Genomic DNA, 22793 nt, shown 5'->3' on the forward strand with positions numbered 1-22793 from the left:
AGGAAGGCTTATAGCCGTAGAACAAACCACCCGTTCACACGGGTGGTTTTGATTGAACATAAAAAAGATAAAGGCAAGTTATTGAAACATAGTGTGATTTGAATATGTTTTTTAATAGCCAATAATTTTATCGAATTAATTTATTTTAATGAAGAATTGAAATAATAATGATATTTTAAGGCGTATGATTTATAGTAGTAGTATCGATAAAAGAAATTTATAAATTTGAAATATTAAGAGTGTTAAAATTGATTTATTAATATCGACAATACGATCAAATGGATTCATCTAATTAATAATCGATATTTCGATTTTTAAAATTAAGTGAGGAGCTACATATGGAACAAATAACTTCAGCACAAAATAATAGAATTAAGCAAGCGAATAAGCTGAAAAAGAAGCGTGAGCGAGATAAAACAGGGTTAGCTTTAATTGAAGGTGTTCACTTAATTGAAGAAGCATATCAAAGTGATATCGTCATTACACAATTATTCGCGATTGAGCCGGCGCGACTGAATCAAGAGATTATCGATTACGCGCATGAAGTTTTTGAAATTAATATGAAAGTTGCTGAATCTCTATCAGGTACAGTAACACCACAAGGCTTTTTCGCAATCATTGAAAAGCCACAATATGATATTTCAAAAGCCCAACAAGTGTTATTAATCGATCGTGTTCAAGATCCTGGAAATTTAGGGACATTAATTAGAACAGCTGATGCGGCAGGGATAGATGCAGTAATCATGGAAAAAGGTACAACAGACCCATATCAAGATAAAGTTTTAAGAGCTAGCCAAGGTAGCGTATTCCATTTACCTGTAATAACACAAGACCTTACTACATTTATTTCTCAATTTGATGGTCCTGTATATGGCACGGCTCTTGAAAATGCAGTAGCATATAAAGAAGTTTCTACAAGTGATTCATTTGCATTGCTATTAGGTAACGAGGGTGAAGGTGTTAATCCAGAGTTATTAGCACATACAACGCAAAATTTAATCATTCCAATTTATGGTAAAGCTGAAAGCTTAAATGTGGCAATCGCTGGTAGTATTCTACTTTATCATTTGAAAGGTTGACCGTGTTGAAAGTTTTCCGATATAATTGTAATTAATTGTTTAACAGAACTTATCAACGTGATAGCATACACAATTGAATATAAACCAATAAAAAGGCATGGATATTTATACAAATAATTGTTTCAGGGAGAATGACCGAGACTGTAAGTTATTCCAATTATTTAAAGTCTTTTCACCTTTTTGGTTACTTAAAGAGATTTAAGTCGGAAAGACAATCCGTTATCAATATTAAACAAGTGTATGCGTAGGCATAAATTTGGGTGGTACCACGGAATTGACTTTCGTCCCTTATTTTTAAGAGGATGAAGGTCTTTTTTTAGTTAAACAACAAACATAAAAATTTGAAAATGAACAGTATAAATAGGGAGGTCAGTGGCATATGTCTGAACAACAAACAATGTCAGAGTTAAAACAACAAGCGCTTGTCGATATTAATGAAGCGAATGATGAACGTGCACTGCAAGAAGTTAAAGTGAAGTACTTAGGTAAAAAAGGATCAGTTAGTGGCTTAATGAAATTGATGAAAGATTTACCTAATGAAGAGAAGCCAGCTTTTGGTCAAAAGGTAAATGAATTACGTCAAACAATTCAAAATGAACTAGATGAAAGGCAACAAATGCTAGTTAAAGAAAAGTTGAACAAGCAATTGGCTGAAGAAACTATTGATGTATCATTACCAGGTCGACACATTGAAATAGGTTCAAAACATCCATTAACACGAACAATTGAAGAAATTGAAGACTTATTCTTAGGGTTAGGTTATGAAATTGTTAATGGTTATGAAGTTGAACAAGACCATTATAACTTTGAGATGTTGAATTTACCTAAATCACATCCTGCTCGTGATATGCAAGATAGTTTCTATATAACTGATGAGATTTTACTACGTACTCATACATCGCCAGTTCAAGCCCGTACAATGGAATCTCGTAATGGCCAAGGTCCAGTAAAAATTATTTGTCCTGGTAAAGTGTATCGTCGTGACTCTGATGATGCAACACATAGTCATCAATTTACGCAAATTGAAGGCTTAGTTGTTGATAAAAATGTTAAGATGAGTGACTTAAAAGGTACACTAGAATTGCTAGCGAAAAAATTATTCGGTGCTGATCGTGAAATTCGTTTACGCCCAAGTTACTTCCCATTTACTGAGCCATCAGTTGAAGTAGATGTATCATGTTTCAAATGTAAAGGTAAAGGTTGCAATGTTTGTAAACACACTGGATGGATTGAAATTTTAGGTGCTGGTATGGTTCATCCTAACGTACTAGAAATGGCAGGATTTGATTCAACAGAATACTCAGGATTTGCATTTGGTATGGGACCAGACCGAATTGCTATGTTGAAATATGGAATTGAAGATATTCGTCATTTCTATACAAATGATGTGAGATTTTTAGATCAATTTAAAGCAGTAGAAGATAGAGGTGACATGTAATGTTGATATCAAACGAATGGTTGAAAGAATATGTAACAGTAACTGATTCTGTTACTAATTTAGCAGAACGTATTACACGTACAGGAATAGAAGTAGATGATTTAATAGACTACACTAAAGATATTAAAAACTTAGTAATAGGTTATGTTGAGTCAAAAACAAAGCATCCAGATGCTGATAAATTAAATGTTTGCCAAGTAGATATCGGAGAGGGAGAACCTGTACAAATTGTATGTGGTGCACCAAATGTTGATGCAGGACAATATGTCATTGTTGCAAAAGTTGGTGGCAGATTACCAGGTGGTATTAAAATTAAACGCGCCAAATTACGTGGTGAGCGTTCAGAAGGTATGATTTGTTCACTTCAAGAAATTGGTATCTCTAGTAATTACGTACCTAAAAATTATGAATCTGGCATTTACGTTTTTAATGATAAACAAGTTCCAGGATCAGATGCATTGGAAGCTTTATATTTAAATGACCAAGTAATGGAATTTGATTTAACACCAAACAGAGCTGATGCATTAAGTATGATTGGTACTGCGTATGAAGTTGCTGCATTATATAATACAAAAATGACGAAGCCAGAGACCGCATCACATGAGCTTGATGTATCTGCAAATGATGAATTGACTGTGAAGATTGAAAATGAAGAAAAAGTACCATATTATAGTGCACGTGTTGTTCATGATGTCACAATTGCGCCTTCACCAATATGGATGCAAGCAAGACTGATAAAAGCTGGTATCCGTCCGATTAATAATGTTGTTGATATTTCTAATTATGTACTATTAGAATACGGTCAACCATTACACATGTTTGATCAAAATGCGATAGGATCACAACAAATCGTTGTACGTCAAGCTAATGAAGGCGAAAAAATGACAACCTTAGATAATACAGAGCGTGAATTATTAACAAGTGATATCGTTATTACTAACGGTCAGACACCGATTGCTTTAGCAGGTGTAATGGGTGGCGATTTCTCTGAAGTTAAAGATTACACGACTAATATTGTTGTTGAAGGTGCAATTTTTGACCCTGTTTCAATTCGTCATACTTCAAGACGTTTAAATTTACGAAGTGAGTCATCAAGTCATTTTGAAAAAGGTATTGCGACAGAATTTGTAAACGAAGCCGTTGACAGAGCGTGTTATTTATTACAAACATACGCAAACGGCAAAGTATTAAAAGATACTGTGGCTTCTGGAAATCTAGGTGATTTAATTACACCTATCGATATTACTGCTGAAAAAATTAATCGCACAATCGGATTCGATTTGACACAAAGTGATATTGTAACTATTTTTAATCAATTAGGATTTGAAACTAATTTGAATGATGATGTGATTACTGTAAACGTGCCATCACGTCGTAAAGATATTACGATTAAAGAAGATTTAATTGAAGAAGTTGCACGTATTTATGGCTATGATGACATTCCTTCAACATTACCAGTCTTTGATAAAGTAACGAGTGGTCAGTTAACGGATCGTCAATATAAAACAAGAATGGTTAAAGAAGTCTTAGAAGGTGCTGGATTAGATCAAGCGATTACTTATTCATTAGTATCGAAAGAAAATGCAACAGCATTTGCGATGCAACAACGTGAAACGATTGATTTATTAATGCCTATGAGTGAGGCGCATGCTTCACTACGACAAAGTTTATTACCACATTTGATTGAAGCGGCTTCTTATAATGTGGCGCGTAAAAATAAAGATGTAAAATTATTTGAAATTGGAAATGTCTTCTTTGCAAATAGCGTAGGTGAATTACCAGATCAAGTTGAATATTTGAGTGGTATTTTAACTGGTGATTATGTTGTGAATCAATGGCAAGATAAGAAAGAGGTTGTTGATTTCTATTTAGCGAAGGGTGTTGTAGATCGAGTAGCTGAAAAATTAAACCTTGTGTTTGAATATCGTAGAGCAAATATTGATGGTTTGCATCCAGGCCGCACTGCTGAAATATTATTAGATAATGAAGTAGTTGGTTTTATCGGTGAATTACATCCTACTTTAGCTGCTGAAAATGACTTGAAACGCACATATGTTTTTGAATTGAATTTTGATGTGTTAATGTCAGTATCAGTTGGTTACATTAACTATCAGCCTATACCTCGATTCCCAGGTATGTCTCGTGATATAGCTTTGGAAGTGGATCAAAATATTCCAGCAGCTGATTTATTAGCTACGATTCATGAACATGGTGGGAAAATTTTAAAAGATACACTTGTATTTGATGTTTATCAAGGGGACCATTTAGAAGCAGGTAAGAAATCTATTGCAATACGATTGAATTATTTAGATGTAGAGGAAACATTAACAGATGAACGTGTTTCTAAAGTGCAAGATAAAATTGAAGCAGCTTTAATTGAGCAAGGTGCTGTTATAAGATAATAACAATAAAACCCCGTGGATTAGGATATCTGAAGTAGAAAGATATACCTAACATGGGGTTTTACTTTTGAACCAAAAAAATAGTATGACTTACCTAATAGGAGAACTATTAGGTTTCACATTGAGAAAAAAATCAAAGAGGAATAAAGGAATACAGATGATGCTACGCATCACTGCATAAAAGCCTCTAATGATTAAAAATCAAAGAGGCTTTAAAATTTTTTGGGCTTTTTCACGGTTTTTGAAATGCTTTTTTGATATTGTATCTAATCGAGAAATGCCATATTTTTTTATTATTTTAGCAGCGACTAAATCTACTTTGGCACCAGCACCTTTAGGAATTGTCATATTAATATTTTTTGAAATTTGATCCATATATGTCACAAATGCATAGCGGGAAATAATACTTGCAACTGCTATCGCAAGTGACTTGGATTCGCCTTTAGTCTCAAACTTAGTCTGTTTTGGCAATGGAACTTCAGATAAAGCATAATGACTGTATACTTCGCGTTTTGCAAATTGATCAATGACAATATAATCCAATTCAGAAGTCTCGATTTTATCGAGTACATTTTTTATCGCTTCATTATGTAGTACAGCTTTCATTTTTACTTGTGTCCAGCCTTTTGCTTGCTGAATATTGTATTTATCATTATGTAATGTCAGTAAAGAATGTGGAATAAAAGTGACTAATTGTTCGGCAAGTTCTACGATTTTAACATCGGTTAATTTTTTTGAATCGTCTACACCCAATGTTTTTAAAATAGGAATATGTTCTTTTGAAACATATGCAGCACATACTGTTAAAGGTCCAAAATAATCACCACTGCCAGCTTCATCACTTCCTATACAGTTATATTGGTTGTATTTTAAAGTAATATCATTATCAGATTTGGAATTTGTCTTCTTGGTACTTTTAGTTGTATTTACTTGTGAGAAATTCGGTAGTAGTTCTTTAGCGACAGTTTCTGCATTGTTACCTTGAAACATCACTTTACCTGAGTTGTAAATATTTATAGTCGTATTTTGAAATTTACTACGTCCTTTCATACCTTGAGGTAATTGTTCAGTATCAAACGATATGCGTGACATTAATGTTGCTATATCTTTATCTGACAGTTTGAATACGATATTCGCCATTTGAATAAATCCTTTCATATGAAATCATAATCGTTAGCAAAAATTATCATATCATAAATGAGCAGAGTGTCAGTAACATTATTATATGTTATAAAGAATTAATTGCTGATACTTACAAAATACATAGTGGTCATGTATAATGTTTATGAAAATGTTATAGTGACACAATTTAAATCATGATGAAGCATCGAATAATAATATCATTACTTCATTTTAAAAATTTAAAGTTGTAAATAAATATAAAAATCATCCAGTTATCTTTAAAGTTTGAGTTGTGATTTCAATTTAATAAAATTAATTAACAGCAAAATCAAACTTCGAAGTCATGCTTTATAACTTAAATTTAGTTTATAAATAAAGGATCAGGAGAAATATTAAATGGCACAGTTTAAAAATAAAGTAAACGTATCTATCAATGATCAGCTTTTTACTATAGTGGGGGAAGATAACCCAGAGCATATTCGTTATGTAGCACATTTAGTTGACGATAAAATTAAAGAATTAGGCTATAAAGCAGCAGGTTTAGATACTTCTAGAAAAGCAATTTTGACTGCTGTAAATATTATGCATGAAAAAGTATTATTAGAAGAAGAAAATCGTCGTTTGAAAAAACAAATTCACCAATTACAGCAGCGTGAACATTAAATGATCATCGATTTTATAATAATACTTATCTTTGTTTTCTTTGTAATCATTGGATTTAGACGTGGTTTTTGGCTTTCTTTAATACACTTTAGCGCGACAATTGTATCATTATGGATTGCTAATCAATTTTATAAATCAATTGTAGAACGATTAATTGTTTTTATTCCATATCCAAAAACAGCAGCATTCAGTACTAAATTTGCGTTTCATTTTAATCATCTACAATATCGATTTGAAGCGATTGTTGCATTTTTATTAATCGCATTACTTTGCAAGTTCATTTTATATCTAATTATCGTAACTTTTGATAAAATAGTAGCGTATCAAAACATTCATATTTTCAGTCGTGCAATGGGTATGGTTGTAGGAGTATTAATGGCGATTTTATTCTTAAACTTTACACTATATCTACTAGCATTGTACCCAAATGAAGCGTTACAACATCAACTCAAAATATCAATAGTGAGTCATTCGTTGATATATCACATACCGTATTTATCGGCATTCACAATCAATTTATAATTAATCATAAGAGGTCAGGACAAAGGTATATATTAAAGATACGTCCTGGTCTTCTTTTTATGGAGTGTTATTATGACAAAAAAAGATGTTATTAAATTATTAGAACAAATTGCAACTTATATGGAATTAAAAGGTGAAAATACCTTTAAAGTTTCTGCTTATAGAAAAGCGACGCAAAGTCTCGAATTAGATGAACGTCCATTAGAAGATATTTCTGATGTAACGGAATTAAAAGGTATCGGCAAAGGTGTTGCAGAAGTTATTAATGATTATCGAAATACTGGAGAATCACAATATTTACAACAATTGCAGGAGGAAGTACCAGCAGGATTGATTCCTCTATTGAAAATTCAAGGACTTGGTAGTAAAAAGATTGCCAAATTATATAAAGAATTAAATATCGTTGATAAAGAAAGTTTACAGGTTGCTTGTGAAAACGGTAAAGTAAGTGAATTAAGTGGTTTTGCTAAAAAGACTGAGCAAAATATTTTAGAAGCTGTTAAGCAACTTGGTGCTAAAAAAGATAGTTATCCAATTGATCAAATGCGAAGACTTAATAAAGAAATTATTGATTATATAGATGCTTTAGAAGGCATTGATCAATATTCATCAGCTGGAAGTTTCCGACGTTATAAAGAAATGAGTAAAGATCTGGATTTTATTATTAGTACAAATAATCCAAAAGAAGTCCAACAACAATTGTTGGATATACCCAATAAAGTTAAAGAAGTTGCAGTTGGGAATACAAAGGTATCTTTAGAATTATCTTTTGACGATGAGACCATTGGCGTAGATTTCCGTTTAATTGAACCAAGTGCGTTTTATCATACATTGCAACATTTTACAGGTTCAAAAGAACATAATATTAGAATTCGACAACTTGCAAAAGCTCGGAATGAAAAAGTAAGTGAATATGGTATTGAACAAGCAGATGGTACGTTAATTCAATATGATAGTGAAACAAAAATATATGAACATTTTAATGTTAATTTTATTCCGCCTGCTATGCGAGAAGATGGGAGCGAATTCGACAAAGATTTAAGTAATATCATCACTTTAGATGATATTAATGGAGATATTCATATGCATACAACGTACAGTGATGGTGCGTTTTCAATTCGTGACATGGTAGAAGCAAATATTGCTAAAGGATACGATTATATGGTAATTACAGATCATTCACAAAGTTTACGTGTAGCTAATGGTTTGCAAGTAGAGAGACTTTTGCGACAAAATGAAGAAATTAAAGCGTTAAATAAAGAATATAAAGAAATTGATATTTATTCAGGTACAGAAATGGATATTTTACCTGATGGCACACTTGATTATGATGATGAAATTCTAGCACAATTAGATTATGTGATTGCAGCTATACACCAAAGTTTTAATCAATCAGAAGAACAAATTATGGAACGTTTAGCAAATGCATGTCGTAATCCTTATGTACGACATATCGCGCATCCAACAGGACGCATCATAGGCAGAAGAGAAGGTTATAAGCCAAATATTGAACAATTAGTATCATTAGCTGTAGAAACGAACACAATTTTGGAAATTAATGCAAACCCGCATCGACTTGATCTAAATGCAGATATTGTTCGAAAATATCCAAATGTTAAACTAACTATTAATACAGATGCACATCATATAAATCATTTAGAATTTATGGCATATGGTGTAGCAACTGCACAAAAAGGTTTTGTTACAAAGGATAGAGTTATAAACACACTATCTCGTGACGCCTTTAAAGAATTTATTGAAAATAATAAAAAACTTAAGAAATAGAGGGATTTTATGAGACAAAAAACATTAGACGTCTTAGAATTTGAAAAAATAAAATCACTCGTTGCCAATGAAACAATTAGTGACTTAGGGTTGGAAAAAGTAAATCAAATGACACCAGCGACCGATTATGAAACAGTTGTATTTCAAATGGAAGAAACTGATGAAATTGCACAAATTTATAATAAGCATCGATTGCCTAGTCTTAGTGGATTGTCAAAAGTATCAGCTTCAATTCATCGAGCAGACATTGGCGGCGTTTTAAATGTATCTGAACTCAACTTGATCAAACGATTAATTCAAGTGCAAAATCAATTCAAGACTTTTTATAACCAATTAGTTGAAGAAGATGAAGAAGTTAAATATGCTATTTTAGATGAAAAGATGAATCAATTACCAGTTTTGACAGATCTTTTTCAGCAAATTAATGAAACATGTGATACGTACGATTTATATGATAGTGCGAGTTATGAATTACAAGGAATTAGAAGTAAAATTTCGAGTACAAATCAACGTATTAGACAAAACTTAGATCGTATTGTTAAAAGCCAAGCAAATCAAAAAAAATTATCAGATGCTATTGTAACTGTGCGTAATGAAAGAAATGTTATACCTGTTAAAGCGGAGTATCGTCAAGACTTTAATGGTATTGTTCATGACCAATCAGCATCAGGTCAAACGTTATATATCGAACCTTCATCTGTTGTCGAAATGAATAATCAAATTAGTCGATTACGTCATGATGAAGCAATTGAAAAAGAACGTATTTTAACTCAATTAACTGGTAATGTTGCAGTTGAAAAAGATGCATTACTCATTGCAGAACAAGTTATGGGGCAATTAGACTTTTTAATAGCGAAAGCGAGATATAGTAGAAGTATTAAAGGGACAAAGCCTATATTCAAAGAGGAACGTACGGTATATTTACCGAAAGCATACCATCCATTATTAAATCGTGAGACTGTTGTAGCTAATACGATTGAATTTATGGAGGATATTGAGACTGTAATTATTACAGGGCCAAATACAGGTGGTAAAACGGTAACTTTAAAAACACTTGGTTTAATCATTGTTATGGCACAATCTGGTTTGTTAATTCCGACACTAGATGGCAGTCAATTAAGTGTGTTTAAAAATGTATATTGTGATATTGGTGATGAGCAATCAATCGAACAATCACTATCAACTTTTTCATCGCATATGACAAATATAGTTGAAATCTTAAAGCATGCAGATAAACATAGTTTGGTGTTATTTGATGAATTAGGTGCTGGTACTGATCCAAGTGAAGGTGCAGCATTAGCAATGAGCATTTTAGATCATGTTAGAAAAATTGGTTCTCTAGTAATGGCAACGACACACTATCCTGAACTTAAAGCATATAGTTATAATCGAGAAGGCGTTATGAATGCAAGTGTAGAATTTGATGTAGATACATTAAGTCCAACATATAAATTATTAATGGGTGTGCCGGGTCGTTCAAATGCTTTTGACATTTCTAAAAAGTTAGGCCTTAGTTTGAATATTATTAACAAAGCTAAAACTATGATTGGTACTGATGAAAAAGAAATAAATGAAATGATTGAATCATTAGAGAGAAATTATAAACGTGTAGAAACACAGCGATTAGAGTTAGATAGACTTGTTAAGGAAGCGGAACAAGTACATGATGACTTAACTAAGCAATATCATCAATATCAAAATTATGAAAAGTCTTTAATTGAGGATGCTAAAGAAAAGGCGAATCAACGAATTAAATCGGCAACAAAAGAAGCTGATGAAATCATTAAAGACTTAAGACAATTGCGAGAACAAAAAGGTGCAGATGTTAAAGAGCATGAACTTATTGATAAGAAAAAACGACTAGATGATCACTATGAAGCAAAATCTATTAAACAAAATGTTCAAAAACAAAAATACGATAAAATTGTCGCTGGCGATGAAGTAAAAGTATTGTCATATGGACAAAAAGGTGAAGTTTTAGAAATTGTTAATGATGAAGAAGCAATTGTTCAAATGGGCATTATTAAAATGAAATTACCAATTGACGATTTAGAAAAAAAACAAAAAGAAAAAGTTAAACCAACTAAAATGGTTACACGTCAAAATCGACAAACTATTAAAACGGAACTTGATTTGCGGGGCTATCGTTATGAAGATGCTTTAATGGAGTTAGATCAATATCTTGATCAAGCAGTTTTAAGTAATTATGAGCAAGTATATATAATTCACGGAAAAGGCACAGGTGCGCTTCAAAAAGGCGTACAACAGCATTTAAAAAAACATAAAAGTGTAAGTGATTTTAGAGGTGGTATGCCAAGTGAAGGTGGCTTCGGTGTCACTGTTGCAACATTAAAATAAATTATAGTTTGATAATTTAAATAGCTAAAGTTAAAATAATGAAAAGCAACAATATTACATTTCTAACATGTTATTTGAAATAAGCATAAAAATTGAGCAAATAGAAATACATGAAGCATGATATCTGATATAATTTGAACATCATAACAATAATTAAGGAGGATTGGCATTTATGGCAATCGTAAAAGTAACTGATGCAGATTTTGATTCAAAAGTAGAATCTGGTGTACAATTAGTAGATTTTTGGGCAACATGGTGTGGTCCATGTAAAATGATCGCTCCAGTATTAGAAGAATTAGCAGCTGATTACGAAGGTAAAGCTGATATTTTAAAATTAGACGTTGATGAAAACCCATCAACAGCAGCTAAATATGAAGTGATGAGTATTCCAACATTAATCGTCTTTAAAGATGGTCAACCAGTTGATAAAGTTGTTGGTTTCCAACCAAAAGAAAACTTAGCTGAAGTTTTAGATAAACATTTATAAGTTACAACTAATGACGACTGGGGCATTCTTCTATGAATTGCTCCAGTTTTTATTTTTGTGTTGTTATATAATGATAGAGCTTTTATAGAAAAGTTGTTACTTAAATATGAATTGAATCCATATAAAATTTTCTTGAGATATATTGTGTTAAATAAATAACACCCAGTACTATGTACCATAGTAATTTTTTACTGAGGGAATTATTTATTAACTGATGTTTTGATTTGAAAATGACATATTTATTGAGATTTTAAAAAGGCTTTTAAAAGTAAGCGTGACTATTAGAGGAATGTTTTTAATTTTAATAAGAAGGGGGGATATTTTTGGAAGATTATAAACAAGCAATTAAAAATAAATTGAACGTTGTACCGATGGAACCGGGATGTTATTTGATGAAAGATCGTAATAATCAAGTAATATATGTCGGAAAAGCTAAAAAGTTACGGAATCGACTTAGATCATATTTTACGGGCGCGCATGATGCTAAGACAACGAGACTCGTTGGTGAAATACGACAATTTGAATTTATCGTTACATCAAGTGAAACTGAGTCACTATTACTTGAACTAAATCTAATCAAACAATACCAACCTAGATACAATATTTTATTAAAAGACGATAAAAGTTATCCATTCATTAAGATTACAAAAGAAAAATATCCAAGACTCCTTGTAACGAGAACAGTTAAACAAGGTACCGGTAAATATTTTGGACCTTATCCGAATGCGTATTCTGCCCAAGAAACAAAAAAATTATTAGACAGAATATATCCATATCGCAAATGTGATAAAATGCCAGATAAATTATGTCTATATTATCATATTGGACAGTGTTTAGGACCTTGTGTATATGATGTTGATTTGAGTAAATATGCACAAATGACGAAGGAAATTACAGACTTTCTTAATGGTGAAGATAAAACAATATTAAAAAGTTTAGAAGAACGTATGTTAACTGCAAGTGAATCATTGGATTTTGAACGTGCTAAAGAATATAGAGATTTAATTCAACACATTCAAAACTTAACTAACAAACAAAAAATTATGTCAGCGGATAAAACGATTCGTGATGTATTTGGATATAGTGTTGATAAAGGATGGATGTGTATTCAAGTATTCTTTATTCGACAAGGGAATATGATTAAACGCGATACAACAATGATTCCGTTACAACAAACCGAAGAGGAAGAATTTTATACATTTATTGGTCAATTTTATAGCTTAAACCAACATATTTTACCTAAAGAAGTTCATGTACCACGCAATCTAGATAAAGAAATGATTCAATCTGTTGTGGATACTAAAATTGTTCAACCAGCGAGAGGTCCTAAAAAGGAAATGGTAGATCTTGCAGCACATAATGCTAAAGTGTCGTTAAATAATAAATTTGAATTGATATCACGAGATGAGTCAAGAACAATCAAAGCTATTGAAGAACTAGGAACTCAAATGGGGATTCAAACACCTATTAGAATTGAGGCATTTGATAATTCTAATATTCAAGGTGTTGATCCAGTTTCAGCGATGGTTACTTTCGTAGACGGTAAACCAGATAAGAAAAATTATAGAAAATATAAAATTAAAACGGTGCAAGGACCTGATGATTATAAGTCGATGCGTGAAGTAGTGAGACGTCGATATACACGTGTGTTAAATGAAGGATTGCCATTACCTGATTTGATAATTGTTGATGGTGGTAAAGGGCACATGAATGGAGTAATTGATGTATTACAAAATGAATTAGGACTAGATATACCTGTAGCTGGATTACAAAAGAATGATAAACATCAGACATCTGAACTATTATATGGTGCAAGTGCAGAGATTGTTCCGCTTAAGAAAAATAGCCAAGCATTTTATTTATTACATCGAATTCAAGATGAAGTCCATAGATTTGCCATCACATTCCATAGGCAAACACGTCAAAAGACTGGCTTAAAATCGATACTTGATGATATAGATGGTATAGGTAGCAAACGTAAAACATTATTGCTACGTACATTTGGATCTATTAAAAAAATGAAAGAAGCTACACTTGAAGATTTAAAAAACATTGGAATTCCTGAAAATGTCGCCAAGAACTTACAAGATCAACTGCATAAATAAATTACAGGGCGTGAGAATCATTCTCATGCCCCAAAATATAAGAAATAATGTTACAATATGGTTAACAAAGTTATTTTTTTGAATGTGCGTGGAAGCGTTTTCTAAATGAGAAAGATTATCATCCAATTGTAATTTTAAATATTAAATCCAAATTTTACATTGTTCGACATGCAGTTTGGTGATCGTCCAATGTGTATTTGTCTTTAATATGATTACTTTAGTGATAACAACAACGTTAGAAATTTTAAACATTTTAGGGGTTTAGCGTACTTTTAATATAAATAGCTCAATAAATTAAATATTCGTTCACAGGGGGGACTCCTTTTGGCTCAATCAAAAAATGAATTTTATCTAAGACGTATACATTCGTTATTAGGTATTATCCCAATAGGTGCATTTTTGGTCGTTCATTTATTAGTGAACCACCAAGCAACACAAGGTGCTGAAGCGTTTAATAAAGCATCGAATTTCATGGAATCATTACCATTTCTAATTATTGTAGAATTTTTATTCATATATATTCCACTATTATATCATGGTCTATTTGGTATACACATTGCGTTTACGGCAAAGGAAAATGTTGGACATTACTCAATTTTTAGAAACTGGATGTTCTTCTTCCAACGTGTGAGTGGTATCTTAACATTTATCTTTATAGGTATTCACTTATGGCAAACACGTTTACAAAAAGCATTTTACGGCAAAGAAGTGAATTACGATTTAATGCATGAAACGTTACAAAATCCATTTTGGGCAGCGTTTTATATCGTTTGTATTATTGCAGTTGTGTTCCACTTTGCAAATGGCTTATGGTCATTTTTAGTTACTTGGGGCGGGCTACAATCTCCAAAATCACAACGTGCATTTACATGGGTTTCATTATTCGTATTCTTAGTTATTTCGTATATTGGTGTTACTGCAATTATTGCCTTTATGTAATACATCGCATTTAACAAAAATAGATTGAAAATTTAGGGGAGTGACATTTTTATGGCAGAGAAACATCTTATTGTTGTCGGAGGTGGCCTAGCGGGCTTAATGTCAACAATTAAAGCGGCAGAAAAAGGTGCACATGTAGACTTGTTCTCAGTTGTACCGGTAAAACGTTCGCACTCTGTTTGTGCCCAAGGTGGCATTAATGGTGCGGTCAATACTAAAGGGGAAGGTGATTCTCCTTGGATTCACTTTGATGATACAGTTTATGGTGGAGACTTCCTTGCAAACCAACCACCTGTTAAAGCGATGACTGAGGCAGCACCCAAAATTATTCATTTATTAGACCGTATGGGCGTAATGTTCAATAGAACAAATGAAGGTCTTTTAGATTTTAGACGTTTTGGTGGTACGTTACACCACAGAACAGCTTACGCAGGGGCAACAACTGGACAACAATTATTATATGCACTAGATGAACAAGTACGTGCATATGAAGTAGATGGATTAGTTACGAAGTATGAAGGTTGGGAATTCCTTGGCATAGTTAAAGGTGACGACGATACTGCAAGAGGTATTGTTGCACAAAATATGACAACTGCTGAAATAGAAACATTTGGTTCAGACGCTGTTATTATGGCTACTGGTGGTCCAGGTATTATATTTGGTAAAACGACCAATTCAATGATTAATACTGGTTCAGCAGCTTCGATCGTGTACCAGCAAGGTGCGATTTATGCTAATGGTGAATTCATTCAAATTCATCCAACTGCGATTCCAGGAGATGATAAACTTCGACTAATGAGTGAATCAGCACGTGGTGAAGGTGGACGTATTTGGACATATAAAGATGGTAAACCTTGGTATTTCTTAGAAGAGAAATATCCAGATTATGGTAACTTAGTACCTCGTGATATCGCGACACGCGAAATTTTTGATGTATGTATAAACCAAAAACTAGGTATCAACGGTGAAAACATGGTATACCTTGATTTATCACATAAAGATCCACATGAGCTAGATGTTAAATTAGGTGGTATCATTGAAATTTATGAAAAATTCACTGGTGATGATCCACGTAAAGTACCAATGAAAATTTTCCCAGCTGTCCATTATTCGATGGGAGGATTATACGTAGATTATGATCAAATGACAAATATTAAAGGTTTATTTGCAGCTGGAGAATGTGATTTTTCTCAACATGGAGGTAACCGTTTAGGTGCGAACTCATTATTATCAGCAATCTATGGTGGTACAGTAGCAGGACCAAATGCGATTGATTATATTTCAAATATTGATCGATCATATACTGATATGGATGAAAGCATTTTTGAAGAACGTAAAGCTGAAGAACAGGCGCGTTTTGATAAATTGTTAGCTATGCGTGGTACTGAAAATGCATATAAATTACATCGTGAGCTTGGTGAGATTATGACGGCTAATGTTACCGTAGTTCGTGAAAATGAAAAACTTTTAGAAACAGATAAAAAGATTGTTGAATTGATGAAACGTTATGAAAATATTGATATGGAAGATACTCAAACTTGGAGCAACCAAGCTGTATTCTTTACTCGCCAATTATGGAATATGTTAGTACTTGCGCGTGTTATCACGATTGGTGCATATAATCGTAACGAATCAAGAGGAGCACATTATAAACCAGAATTCCCAGAACGTAATGACGAAGAGTGGTTAAAAACAACAATGGCCTCATTCCAAGGAGCATTCGAAAAACCACAATTTACTTATGATGACGTCGATGTGAGTTTAATACCACCACGTAAACGTGATTATACAAGTAAGTCTAAAGGGGGTAAAAAATAATGACTGAACAATCAGTAAAAGACACTCCACAACATGAAGTACAAAGTAAACCAAAACAAAAAACTGTAAAGTTAGTTATTAAACGTCAAGATACAAGTGAATCTAAACCATATGAAGAAACGTTTGAAATTCCATATCGAGAAAATTTAAATGTAATTGCTTGTTTAATGGAAATTAGACGTAACCCAGTTAATATTAATGGAGAAAAAACAACGCCAGTCGTCTGGGACATGAACTGTCTTGAAGAAGTTTGTGGTGCATGTTCAATGGTTATTAATGGTCGTGCAAGACAATCATGTTCAGCGATTGTTGATCAATTAGAACAACCTATTCGTTTAGAGCCGATGAACACATTCCCAGTTATTCGAGATTTACAAGTTGATCGTTCAAGAATGTTTGATAACTTGAAACGTATGAAAGCTTGGATTCCAATTGATGGTACTTATGATTTAGGTCCTGGGCCACGTATGCCAGAGAAAAAACGTCAAACAGCTTATGAATTATCTAAATGTATGACATGTGGTGTATGTTTAGAGGTTTGTCCTAATGTTACTGAAAATAATAAATTCGTTGGTGCACAAGCAATCTCACAAGTTCGTTTGTTTAACTTGCATCCAACAGGATCTATGACTAAAGATGAACGTTTAAATGCATTAATGGGTACTGGTGGCTTACAGCAGTGTGGTAATTCACAAAACTGTGTTAATGCTTGTCCTAAAGGTATTCCATTAACAACATCCATTGCAGCAATGAACAGAGAGACAACATTCCATATGTTTAAATCATTCTTTGGTTCAGACCATGAAGTAGAATAAAAATAAATCCCTTTTGAGTTAAAATGCTATGTTCCTTTCAATATTAAATTGAATGGAGATTCACGATAACTTAGAAGGGATTTTTTAATAGTCACATTACATGGCCATATGATAGTGAACTGATTTAAAATAAATATTATATTATAATGTCAGTAAACACAATGCATAATACTAAAATCCAATGCTTAGTTATGATAAACTAAAAATTAAATTAAAAGTAAGGATGACCGAATATGAATAAACCAATAGGTGTAATAGACTCTGGTGTCGGAGGTTTGACAGTAGCTAAAGAAATTATGCGTCAGTTGCCAAATGAGACAATTTATTACTTAGGTGATATTGGGCGCTGTCCATATGGGCCAAGACCAGGAGAACAAGTAAAACGATATACAGTCGAAATCGCTCGTAAATTAATGGAGTTTGATATAAAAATGCTTGTGATTGCTTGCAATACTGCAACAGCTGTTGCTTTAGAATATTTACAAAAATCATTATCAATTCCAGTGATTGGTGTAATAGAACCAGGTGCTAGAACAGCGATTATGACGACTAGAAATCAAAATGTATTAATATTAGGTACGGAAGGTACAATTAAATCTGAAGCTTATCGTACACATATAAAACGTATAAATCCACATGTAGAGGTACATGGCGTGGCTTGTCCAGGTTTCGTTCCATTAGTAGAGCAAATGCGTTATAATGATCCAACGATAACGAGCATTGTCATACATCAAACATTGAAGCGTTGGAGAAATAGTAAAGCTGATACAGTAATTTTAGGTTGTACACATTATCCATTGCTATATAAACCTATTTATGATTACTTTGGTGGTAAAAAAACTGTGATTTCATCTGGATTGGAAACTGCACGTGAAGTAAGTGCGTTATTGACATTTAGCAATGAACATGCAAGTTATACTGAAAACCCAAGCCATCGATTTTTTGCAACAGGCGATACAACACACATTACTAACATTATCAAAGAGTGGCTCAATTTAACTGTAAATGTGGAACGAATTTCAGTGAATGACTAGGAGGATTTTCAATGGAAGAGATTGTAATTGCATCGAATAATCAAGGGAAAATTAAGGATTTTAAAGTGATATTTCCAAATCATCACGTCATAGGTATTTCAGAATTGATATCTGACTTTGATGTAGAAGAGACAGGTTCTACATTTGAGGAAAATGCTATATTAAAATCAGAAGCTGCTGCAAAACTGCTGAATAAAACGGTCATTGCAGATGACAGTGGATTAGAAGTTTTTGCATTAAATGGTGAGCCAGGTATTTATTCTGCACGATACGCCGGTGAAAATAAAAGTGATGAGGCAAATATTGAAAAGTTATTAAATAAACTTGGAAATCATACTGATCGAAGAGCACAATTTGTCTGTGTAATTAGTATGAGTGGTCCTGATATGAAAACAAAAGTTTTTAAAGGCACTGTATCTGGTGAAATTGCAACTGCGAAATATGGTAATAATGGTTTTGGTTATGACCCGATTTTTTATGTTCCAAAATTAAATAAAACGATGGCACAACTTTCTAAAGAAGAAAAAGGTCAAATTAGCCACAGACGAAATGCAATTAATTTATTACAAAGTTATCTTGAAGGTGATCAACATGTCTAAATGGATTATTGTAAGTGATAATCATACTGAATCAGGTATTTTATATCAAATATATGAGTCACATCCAGATGCTGATGTATATTTGCATTTAGGTGACTCAGAATTTGAATATGATGATACGGAGCTTAGTTTATTTTGCAGAGTGAAAGGTAATTGTGATTTTTATCCAGAATTTGAAAATGAAGCAATTGCTAAATGTAACGCTGTGAAAGCTCTTTATACTCATGGACATTTATATCAAGTTAACCGAACAAGAGGTTTATTAGCTGAAAAAGCACATGAATTAGGTTGTTTATTTGCATTTTATGGACATACACATGTGGCAAAATATGAGTATATAAATGGTGTGCATGTTATTAATCCTGGCAGTATATCTCAATCGAGAAGTTCGTTGGAAGAAACATATGCAGAAGTCATTGTTGATGATCAAACTCTAAAGGGTGCTGTTAATTTTAAAAATAGACAACATGAAACAATTAGTCATACTACTTTTTAAATAGAAAGTAGTTATGGCTTTTTTTAGTTTATGGCATGATTTAATTTGGTAGTTGTGTATATGTAAGTTTGTTAAATAGTATTTCCGAAGATTTTATAAGGCAATCGGAATGAATAACGTGTTCACGTTCAATCGAGAATTTTACTTTTAGGCAATGTGACTATTGATGGTTCTATATTGTTGAATCATGTTGATTTCTTGGTTAAAAGTCTATTATTAATAAGTATAAAATTAAGGTTTTAATAATTAAGGAATTTTGAAATTTTAGTTAAATTCATGATTCATATACATATTTAAAAGGATTTCTAAAAGTATAAATTATATCAATAATTAGCTGGTTAAAATATAGATTAGCAAAATTCTTGAAATCCAGAAATGTAGTGACGCAAATATTAATGTTTAGTTAATAAATAGTTAATGTAGTTTTTTGTATCTGTCTATTATTATAAATATATACAAAATAAATATTTGAGGATAGGTGTTATTAATTATGAAAAAGAATTTTATTGGGAAATCAATTTTAAGTCTAGCTGCTGTTAGTTTAACGGTATCAATGTTTGCTGGTGAATCTCATGCACAAACTAAAAATGTTGAAGCTGTAAAAAAATATAATGAATATCAAGCAAACTTTAAAAAGCAAGTAAATAAAAAAGTTGCGGATGCACAAAAAGCTGTAAACTTATTCAAACGTACTAGAACTGTTGCAACGCACCGTAAAGCACAAAGAGCTGTTAACTTAATCCATTTCGAACAAAGTTATGAAAAGAAAAAATTACAAAGACAAATCAATCTAGTTTTAAAATATAATACTTTAAAATAAATTCAGAGAGCCATGCTGCAAGTATGGCTTTTTATTTTTTTTATTATTTGCTAATCCATATAATATATTTATAATATTTTGCTAATTTTAATATGTATAATAGGATAAAGATATAATTATAAAAAATTTAAAGTTGGTTGTAATAGTTGAATATGCATGTATTATAATTAAAAAGGCGAATCAAAAGTGTTAACTATTTAAAAAATGAAATAGACATAGTGGTAGATGGGGAAAAGCTGTGTCTTATTAAAAAGGTATAAAGATGCTGAGAAAATCGTATAATAAAAAAACACGCCAAAATGTTAGCATTATTATCCAACATTTTGACGTGTAACTATTTAATTAAACATATTAATTATTGCCAAGTAATTTCACTGATTTCACCAGTTTTAACAACTTTAATATTTTTTCTGTGTTCTTCTAATGGACGTGTAATATCAAAAGTATAGAAGTCATAAGGTCCACCATCTTTTATTTTTACTACAGCTTTTTTATTACCTTTACCTAATTTTTTAGCAATTACATATAAATCTTCAACTGTTTTGCCTTTATAAGCTGTTCCTTTTTCATCAGCTTCTTTAATTAATCGATCAGCACGTGCTTGATCTTTTTTCTCATCATCTTCCATTTGCTTTAAAATATCTAAGATTTTCCACTCATGGTTATAAGCTTTAGCATTTTGTGTTTGAGTTAGCAGTCCTACTGCAATTACTGAAGAGGCGATAATAATTTTTGTTGTGCTTTTTTTCATAATAAGTTCTCCCTGTAAAATAGTTTTGTACTTAAGATAGCGAGTACATTATTATTCTACAAATGGTTTCAAACAACTGCCAGTTAACAGTTCATTAATTAAAATTAAGTGCTTTTTAATAATGTTTAATACAATGTATGATAGTACTAATTTTAATTTATCTTTTAATCTGGAAGAGCCTGAGACATAAATCAATGTTCTATGCTCTAAAAAGTTATATTGGCAGTAGTTGACTGAACGAAAATGCGCTTGTAACAAGCTTTTTTCAATTCTAGTCAGGGGCCCCAACAAAGAGAAATTGGATTCCCAATTTCTACAGACAATGCAAGTTGGGGTAAGACAACGAAATAAATTTTGTAAAAATATTATTTCTGTCCCACTTCCTTCCTTACTTATTCCGAAATTATATTTATTGTTAAAATGAACTACAAAGTTTGATGATTTTGGTTTTTAATTATTAATGATGATAAATAGTTAAAGTGATTTAAGTGTATTAATTTTGCTGAATTATTTCCATAAAAAATAAAGAGATTAATGGTGGAGAAGTAATTAAAATGTATATTTTTACTTATATAGAAATAAGAGATATATTCTAAATTTGATTGATATGTTATGATTAATATATAAGTTAAAAATGATACTATTAGTTGTATTATGCCTGTTTTGAGTGAGTAAAATTCACTACACGCATTATTAGCAACTCAAAATCTATTAAAAGTACGTGCCATGCTTACTAAAGCATAGGCATTAAGTATAGTTGGCAATCACCTAAGTGGTTGTTATTTTTTCATGTTAAATAATAAAGATAAAAATAAATATTTTGAGGTCTAACGATGATAATTAAAATTATAACAATTCTTTTTTTACTTTGTATATTAAGTTATTTAGTTACCAACAGAAAGAAGCCATTACTATTCTTAAAAACGCTCTTTATGGGTGTCATATTCATCTTTATTGGATATATTTCGTTAGCTATCTCTGCCATTATCATTTACGGCATAGCTCAATTAATTACAATTGATTTTGGTAGCTTTTTCTTAATGGGGATTATTTTAATCTTGATTTCAAGTATATTCCAATTATTTATAGTTAGGTTACTATTTAGAAAAAAGAATGTCGATTTGACAGAGGTTCTTGTGTTAGAACATTTAATCCAATGGTTCTTAGTTTACTTTGCGATTTATCAAGCAGTGAACGAAAAAATGGATATTAATGATATCAACATCGATAATTTCCAATCTGTATTTTTGGACGTTTCTAATTTGAATTTAGTAATTTTACCAACTTTGATTATTAGTTGGGTCACAATATTTAACTATAGAATGAGAAGTTACAAATAACATCGATGAATTATAAAATACTACCAGACACCTAATTTAAAAATGGTGTCTTTTTTGTTGTGTGGTTTTAATTTTAAAATTTGAAAAGGTAGTAGTATTAATTTTTTGGATATTGTATAAGTACTGAAGCGTCACATGATAGATAACTATATTTTGCATATATTATAAAGTGTTTATAGTTAATTAATAAATAGTTAATTTCAAAAATTGTATAAATAGG

The 22793-nt window shown here is 31.7% G+C and carries 18 protein-coding genes and 1 pseudogene; 17 read left to right on the forward strand and 2 right to left on the reverse strand.

The genetic code is table 11. The features are described 5' to 3' along the window. Window positions 1–338: 338 nt before the first annotated feature. The 3 genes from CD116_RS12475 (at window position 339) to pheT (ending at window position 4919) form a co-directional block, all read left to right on the forward strand. The gene (locus CD116_RS12475) at window positions 339–1079 is read left to right on the forward strand and encodes a TrmH family RNA methyltransferase (RefSeq protein WP_047530484.1); all 741 of its coding nucleotides are present in this window, start codon (window positions 339–341) and stop codon (window positions 1077–1079) included. Between the two features lie 379 nt (window positions 1080–1458). Then, window positions 1459–2517: a phenylalanine--tRNA ligase subunit alpha gene (gene pheS / locus CD116_RS12480; protein ID WP_047424954.1), complete on the forward strand. Its 1059-nt coding sequence runs from the start codon at window positions 1459–1461 to the stop codon at window positions 2515–2517. Then, window positions 2517–4919 carry a phenylalanine--tRNA ligase subunit beta gene (gene pheT / locus CD116_RS12485; RefSeq protein WP_047549666.1) on the forward strand — a complete coding sequence of 801 codons (2403 nt, stop codon included), beginning with the start codon at window positions 2517–2519 and terminating at the stop codon, window positions 4917–4919. The genes pheS and pheT overlap by 1 nt, the downstream gene beginning before the upstream one ends. 201 nt (window positions 4920–5120) lie before the next feature. Here the strand turns inward: pheT and rnhC are convergent, their stop codons facing one another. After that, the gene (gene rnhC / locus CD116_RS12490; RefSeq protein ID WP_047529083.1) at window positions 5121–6059 is read right to left on the reverse strand and encodes a ribonuclease HIII; all 939 of its coding nucleotides are present in this window, start codon (window positions 6057–6059) and stop codon (window positions 5121–5123) included. Window positions 6060–6437: 378 nt separating this feature from the next. On the opposite strand from rnhC, the pseudogene zapA reads away from it, so the two are divergent. The 13 genes and pseudogenes from zapA (at window position 6438) to CD116_RS12555 (ending at window position 20482) form a co-directional block, all read left to right on the forward strand. Beyond that, a pseudogene (gene zapA / locus CD116_RS12495) lies at window positions 6438–6697 on the forward strand (cell division protein ZapA). 7 nt (window positions 6698–6704) lie between these two features. Next, window positions 6705–7226, forward strand: a complete 522-nt coding sequence (locus tag CD116_RS12500) for a CvpA family protein (protein ID WP_047529080.1) — start codon at window positions 6705–6707, stop codon at window positions 7224–7226. Between the two features lie 72 nt (window positions 7227–7298). Then, complete coding sequence (polX, locus tag CD116_RS12505; RefSeq protein WP_047549663.1) at window positions 7299–9011, forward strand: DNA polymerase/3'-5' exonuclease PolX; 1713 nt, start codon at window positions 7299–7301, stop codon at window positions 9009–9011. Window positions 9012–9020: 9 nt separating this feature from the next. Further along, window positions 9021–11369 (forward strand): endonuclease MutS2, encoded by a 2349-nt coding sequence (locus CD116_RS12510; RefSeq protein WP_047549660.1) that lies wholly within the window; start codon window positions 9021–9023, stop codon window positions 11367–11369. Between the two features lie 172 nt (window positions 11370–11541). After that, a complete protein-coding gene (gene trxA / locus CD116_RS12515; RefSeq protein WP_001018928.1) occupies window positions 11542–11856 on the forward strand; it encodes a thioredoxin in 315 nt (104 codons plus the stop codon). 323 nt (window positions 11857–12179) lie between these two features. Further along, entirely contained in the window at window positions 12180–13961 is a 1782-nt protein-coding gene (gene uvrC / locus CD116_RS12520; protein WP_047549655.1) for an excinuclease ABC subunit UvrC, read from the forward strand. A 324-nt stretch (window positions 13962–14285) separates the two neighbouring features. Further along, window positions 14286–14900 (forward strand): succinate dehydrogenase cytochrome b558 subunit, encoded by a 615-nt coding sequence (locus CD116_RS12525; protein ID WP_047424969.1) that lies wholly within the window; start codon window positions 14286–14288, stop codon window positions 14898–14900. Window positions 14901–14951: 51 nt separating this feature from the next. Continuing rightward, entirely contained in the window at window positions 14952–16718 is a 1767-nt protein-coding gene (gene sdhA / locus CD116_RS12530) for a succinate dehydrogenase flavoprotein subunit (RefSeq protein WP_000818287.1), read from the forward strand. Next, window positions 16718–17533, forward strand: coding sequence for a succinate dehydrogenase iron-sulfur subunit (gene sdhB / locus CD116_RS12535; protein WP_047424971.1), 816 nt, complete (start codon window positions 16718–16720; stop codon window positions 17531–17533). The genes sdhA and sdhB overlap by 1 nt, the downstream gene beginning before the upstream one ends. Before the next feature lie 233 nt (window positions 17534–17766). Further along, window positions 17767–18567 (forward strand): glutamate racemase, encoded by an 801-nt coding sequence (gene racE, locus CD116_RS12540; RefSeq protein WP_047549653.1) that lies wholly within the window; start codon window positions 17767–17769, stop codon window positions 18565–18567. Window positions 18568–18578: 11 nt separating this feature from the next. Next, a complete protein-coding gene (locus CD116_RS12545; protein ID WP_047549650.1) occupies window positions 18579–19166 on the forward strand; it encodes an XTP/dITP diphosphatase in 588 nt (195 codons plus the stop codon). Next, window positions 19159–19662 carry a YfcE family phosphodiesterase gene (locus tag CD116_RS12550; RefSeq protein WP_047447509.1) on the forward strand — a complete coding sequence of 168 codons (504 nt, stop codon included), beginning with the start codon at window positions 19159–19161 and terminating at the stop codon, window positions 19660–19662. The genes CD116_RS12545 and CD116_RS12550 overlap by 8 nt, the downstream gene beginning before the upstream one ends. A gap of 490 nt (window positions 19663–20152) precedes the next feature. Continuing rightward, the gene (locus CD116_RS12555) at window positions 20153–20482 is read left to right on the forward strand and encodes a fibrinogen-binding protein (RefSeq protein ID WP_047549647.1); all 330 of its coding nucleotides are present in this window, start codon (window positions 20153–20155) and stop codon (window positions 20480–20482) included. A 355-nt stretch (window positions 20483–20837) separates the two neighbouring features. On the opposite strand, the gene CD116_RS12560 is transcribed toward CD116_RS12555, so the two are convergent. After that, window positions 20838–21233, reverse strand: a complete 396-nt coding sequence (locus tag CD116_RS12560) for a formyl peptide receptor-like 1 inhibitory protein (protein WP_047529064.1) — start codon at window positions 21231–21233, stop codon at window positions 20838–20840. 833 nt (window positions 21234–22066) lie between these two features. On the opposite strand from CD116_RS12560, the gene CD116_RS12565 reads away from it, so the two are divergent. Next, a complete protein-coding gene (locus CD116_RS12565; RefSeq protein ID WP_047424981.1) occupies window positions 22067–22573 on the forward strand; it encodes an SA1002 family membrane protein in 507 nt (168 codons plus the stop codon). Window positions 22574–22793 lie beyond the last annotated feature (220 nt).

Source organism: Staphylococcus schweitzeri (assembly GCF_002902405.1).
In the GTDB taxonomy this organism is placed as follows: Bacteria; Bacillota; Bacilli; order Staphylococcales; family Staphylococcaceae; genus Staphylococcus; species Staphylococcus schweitzeri.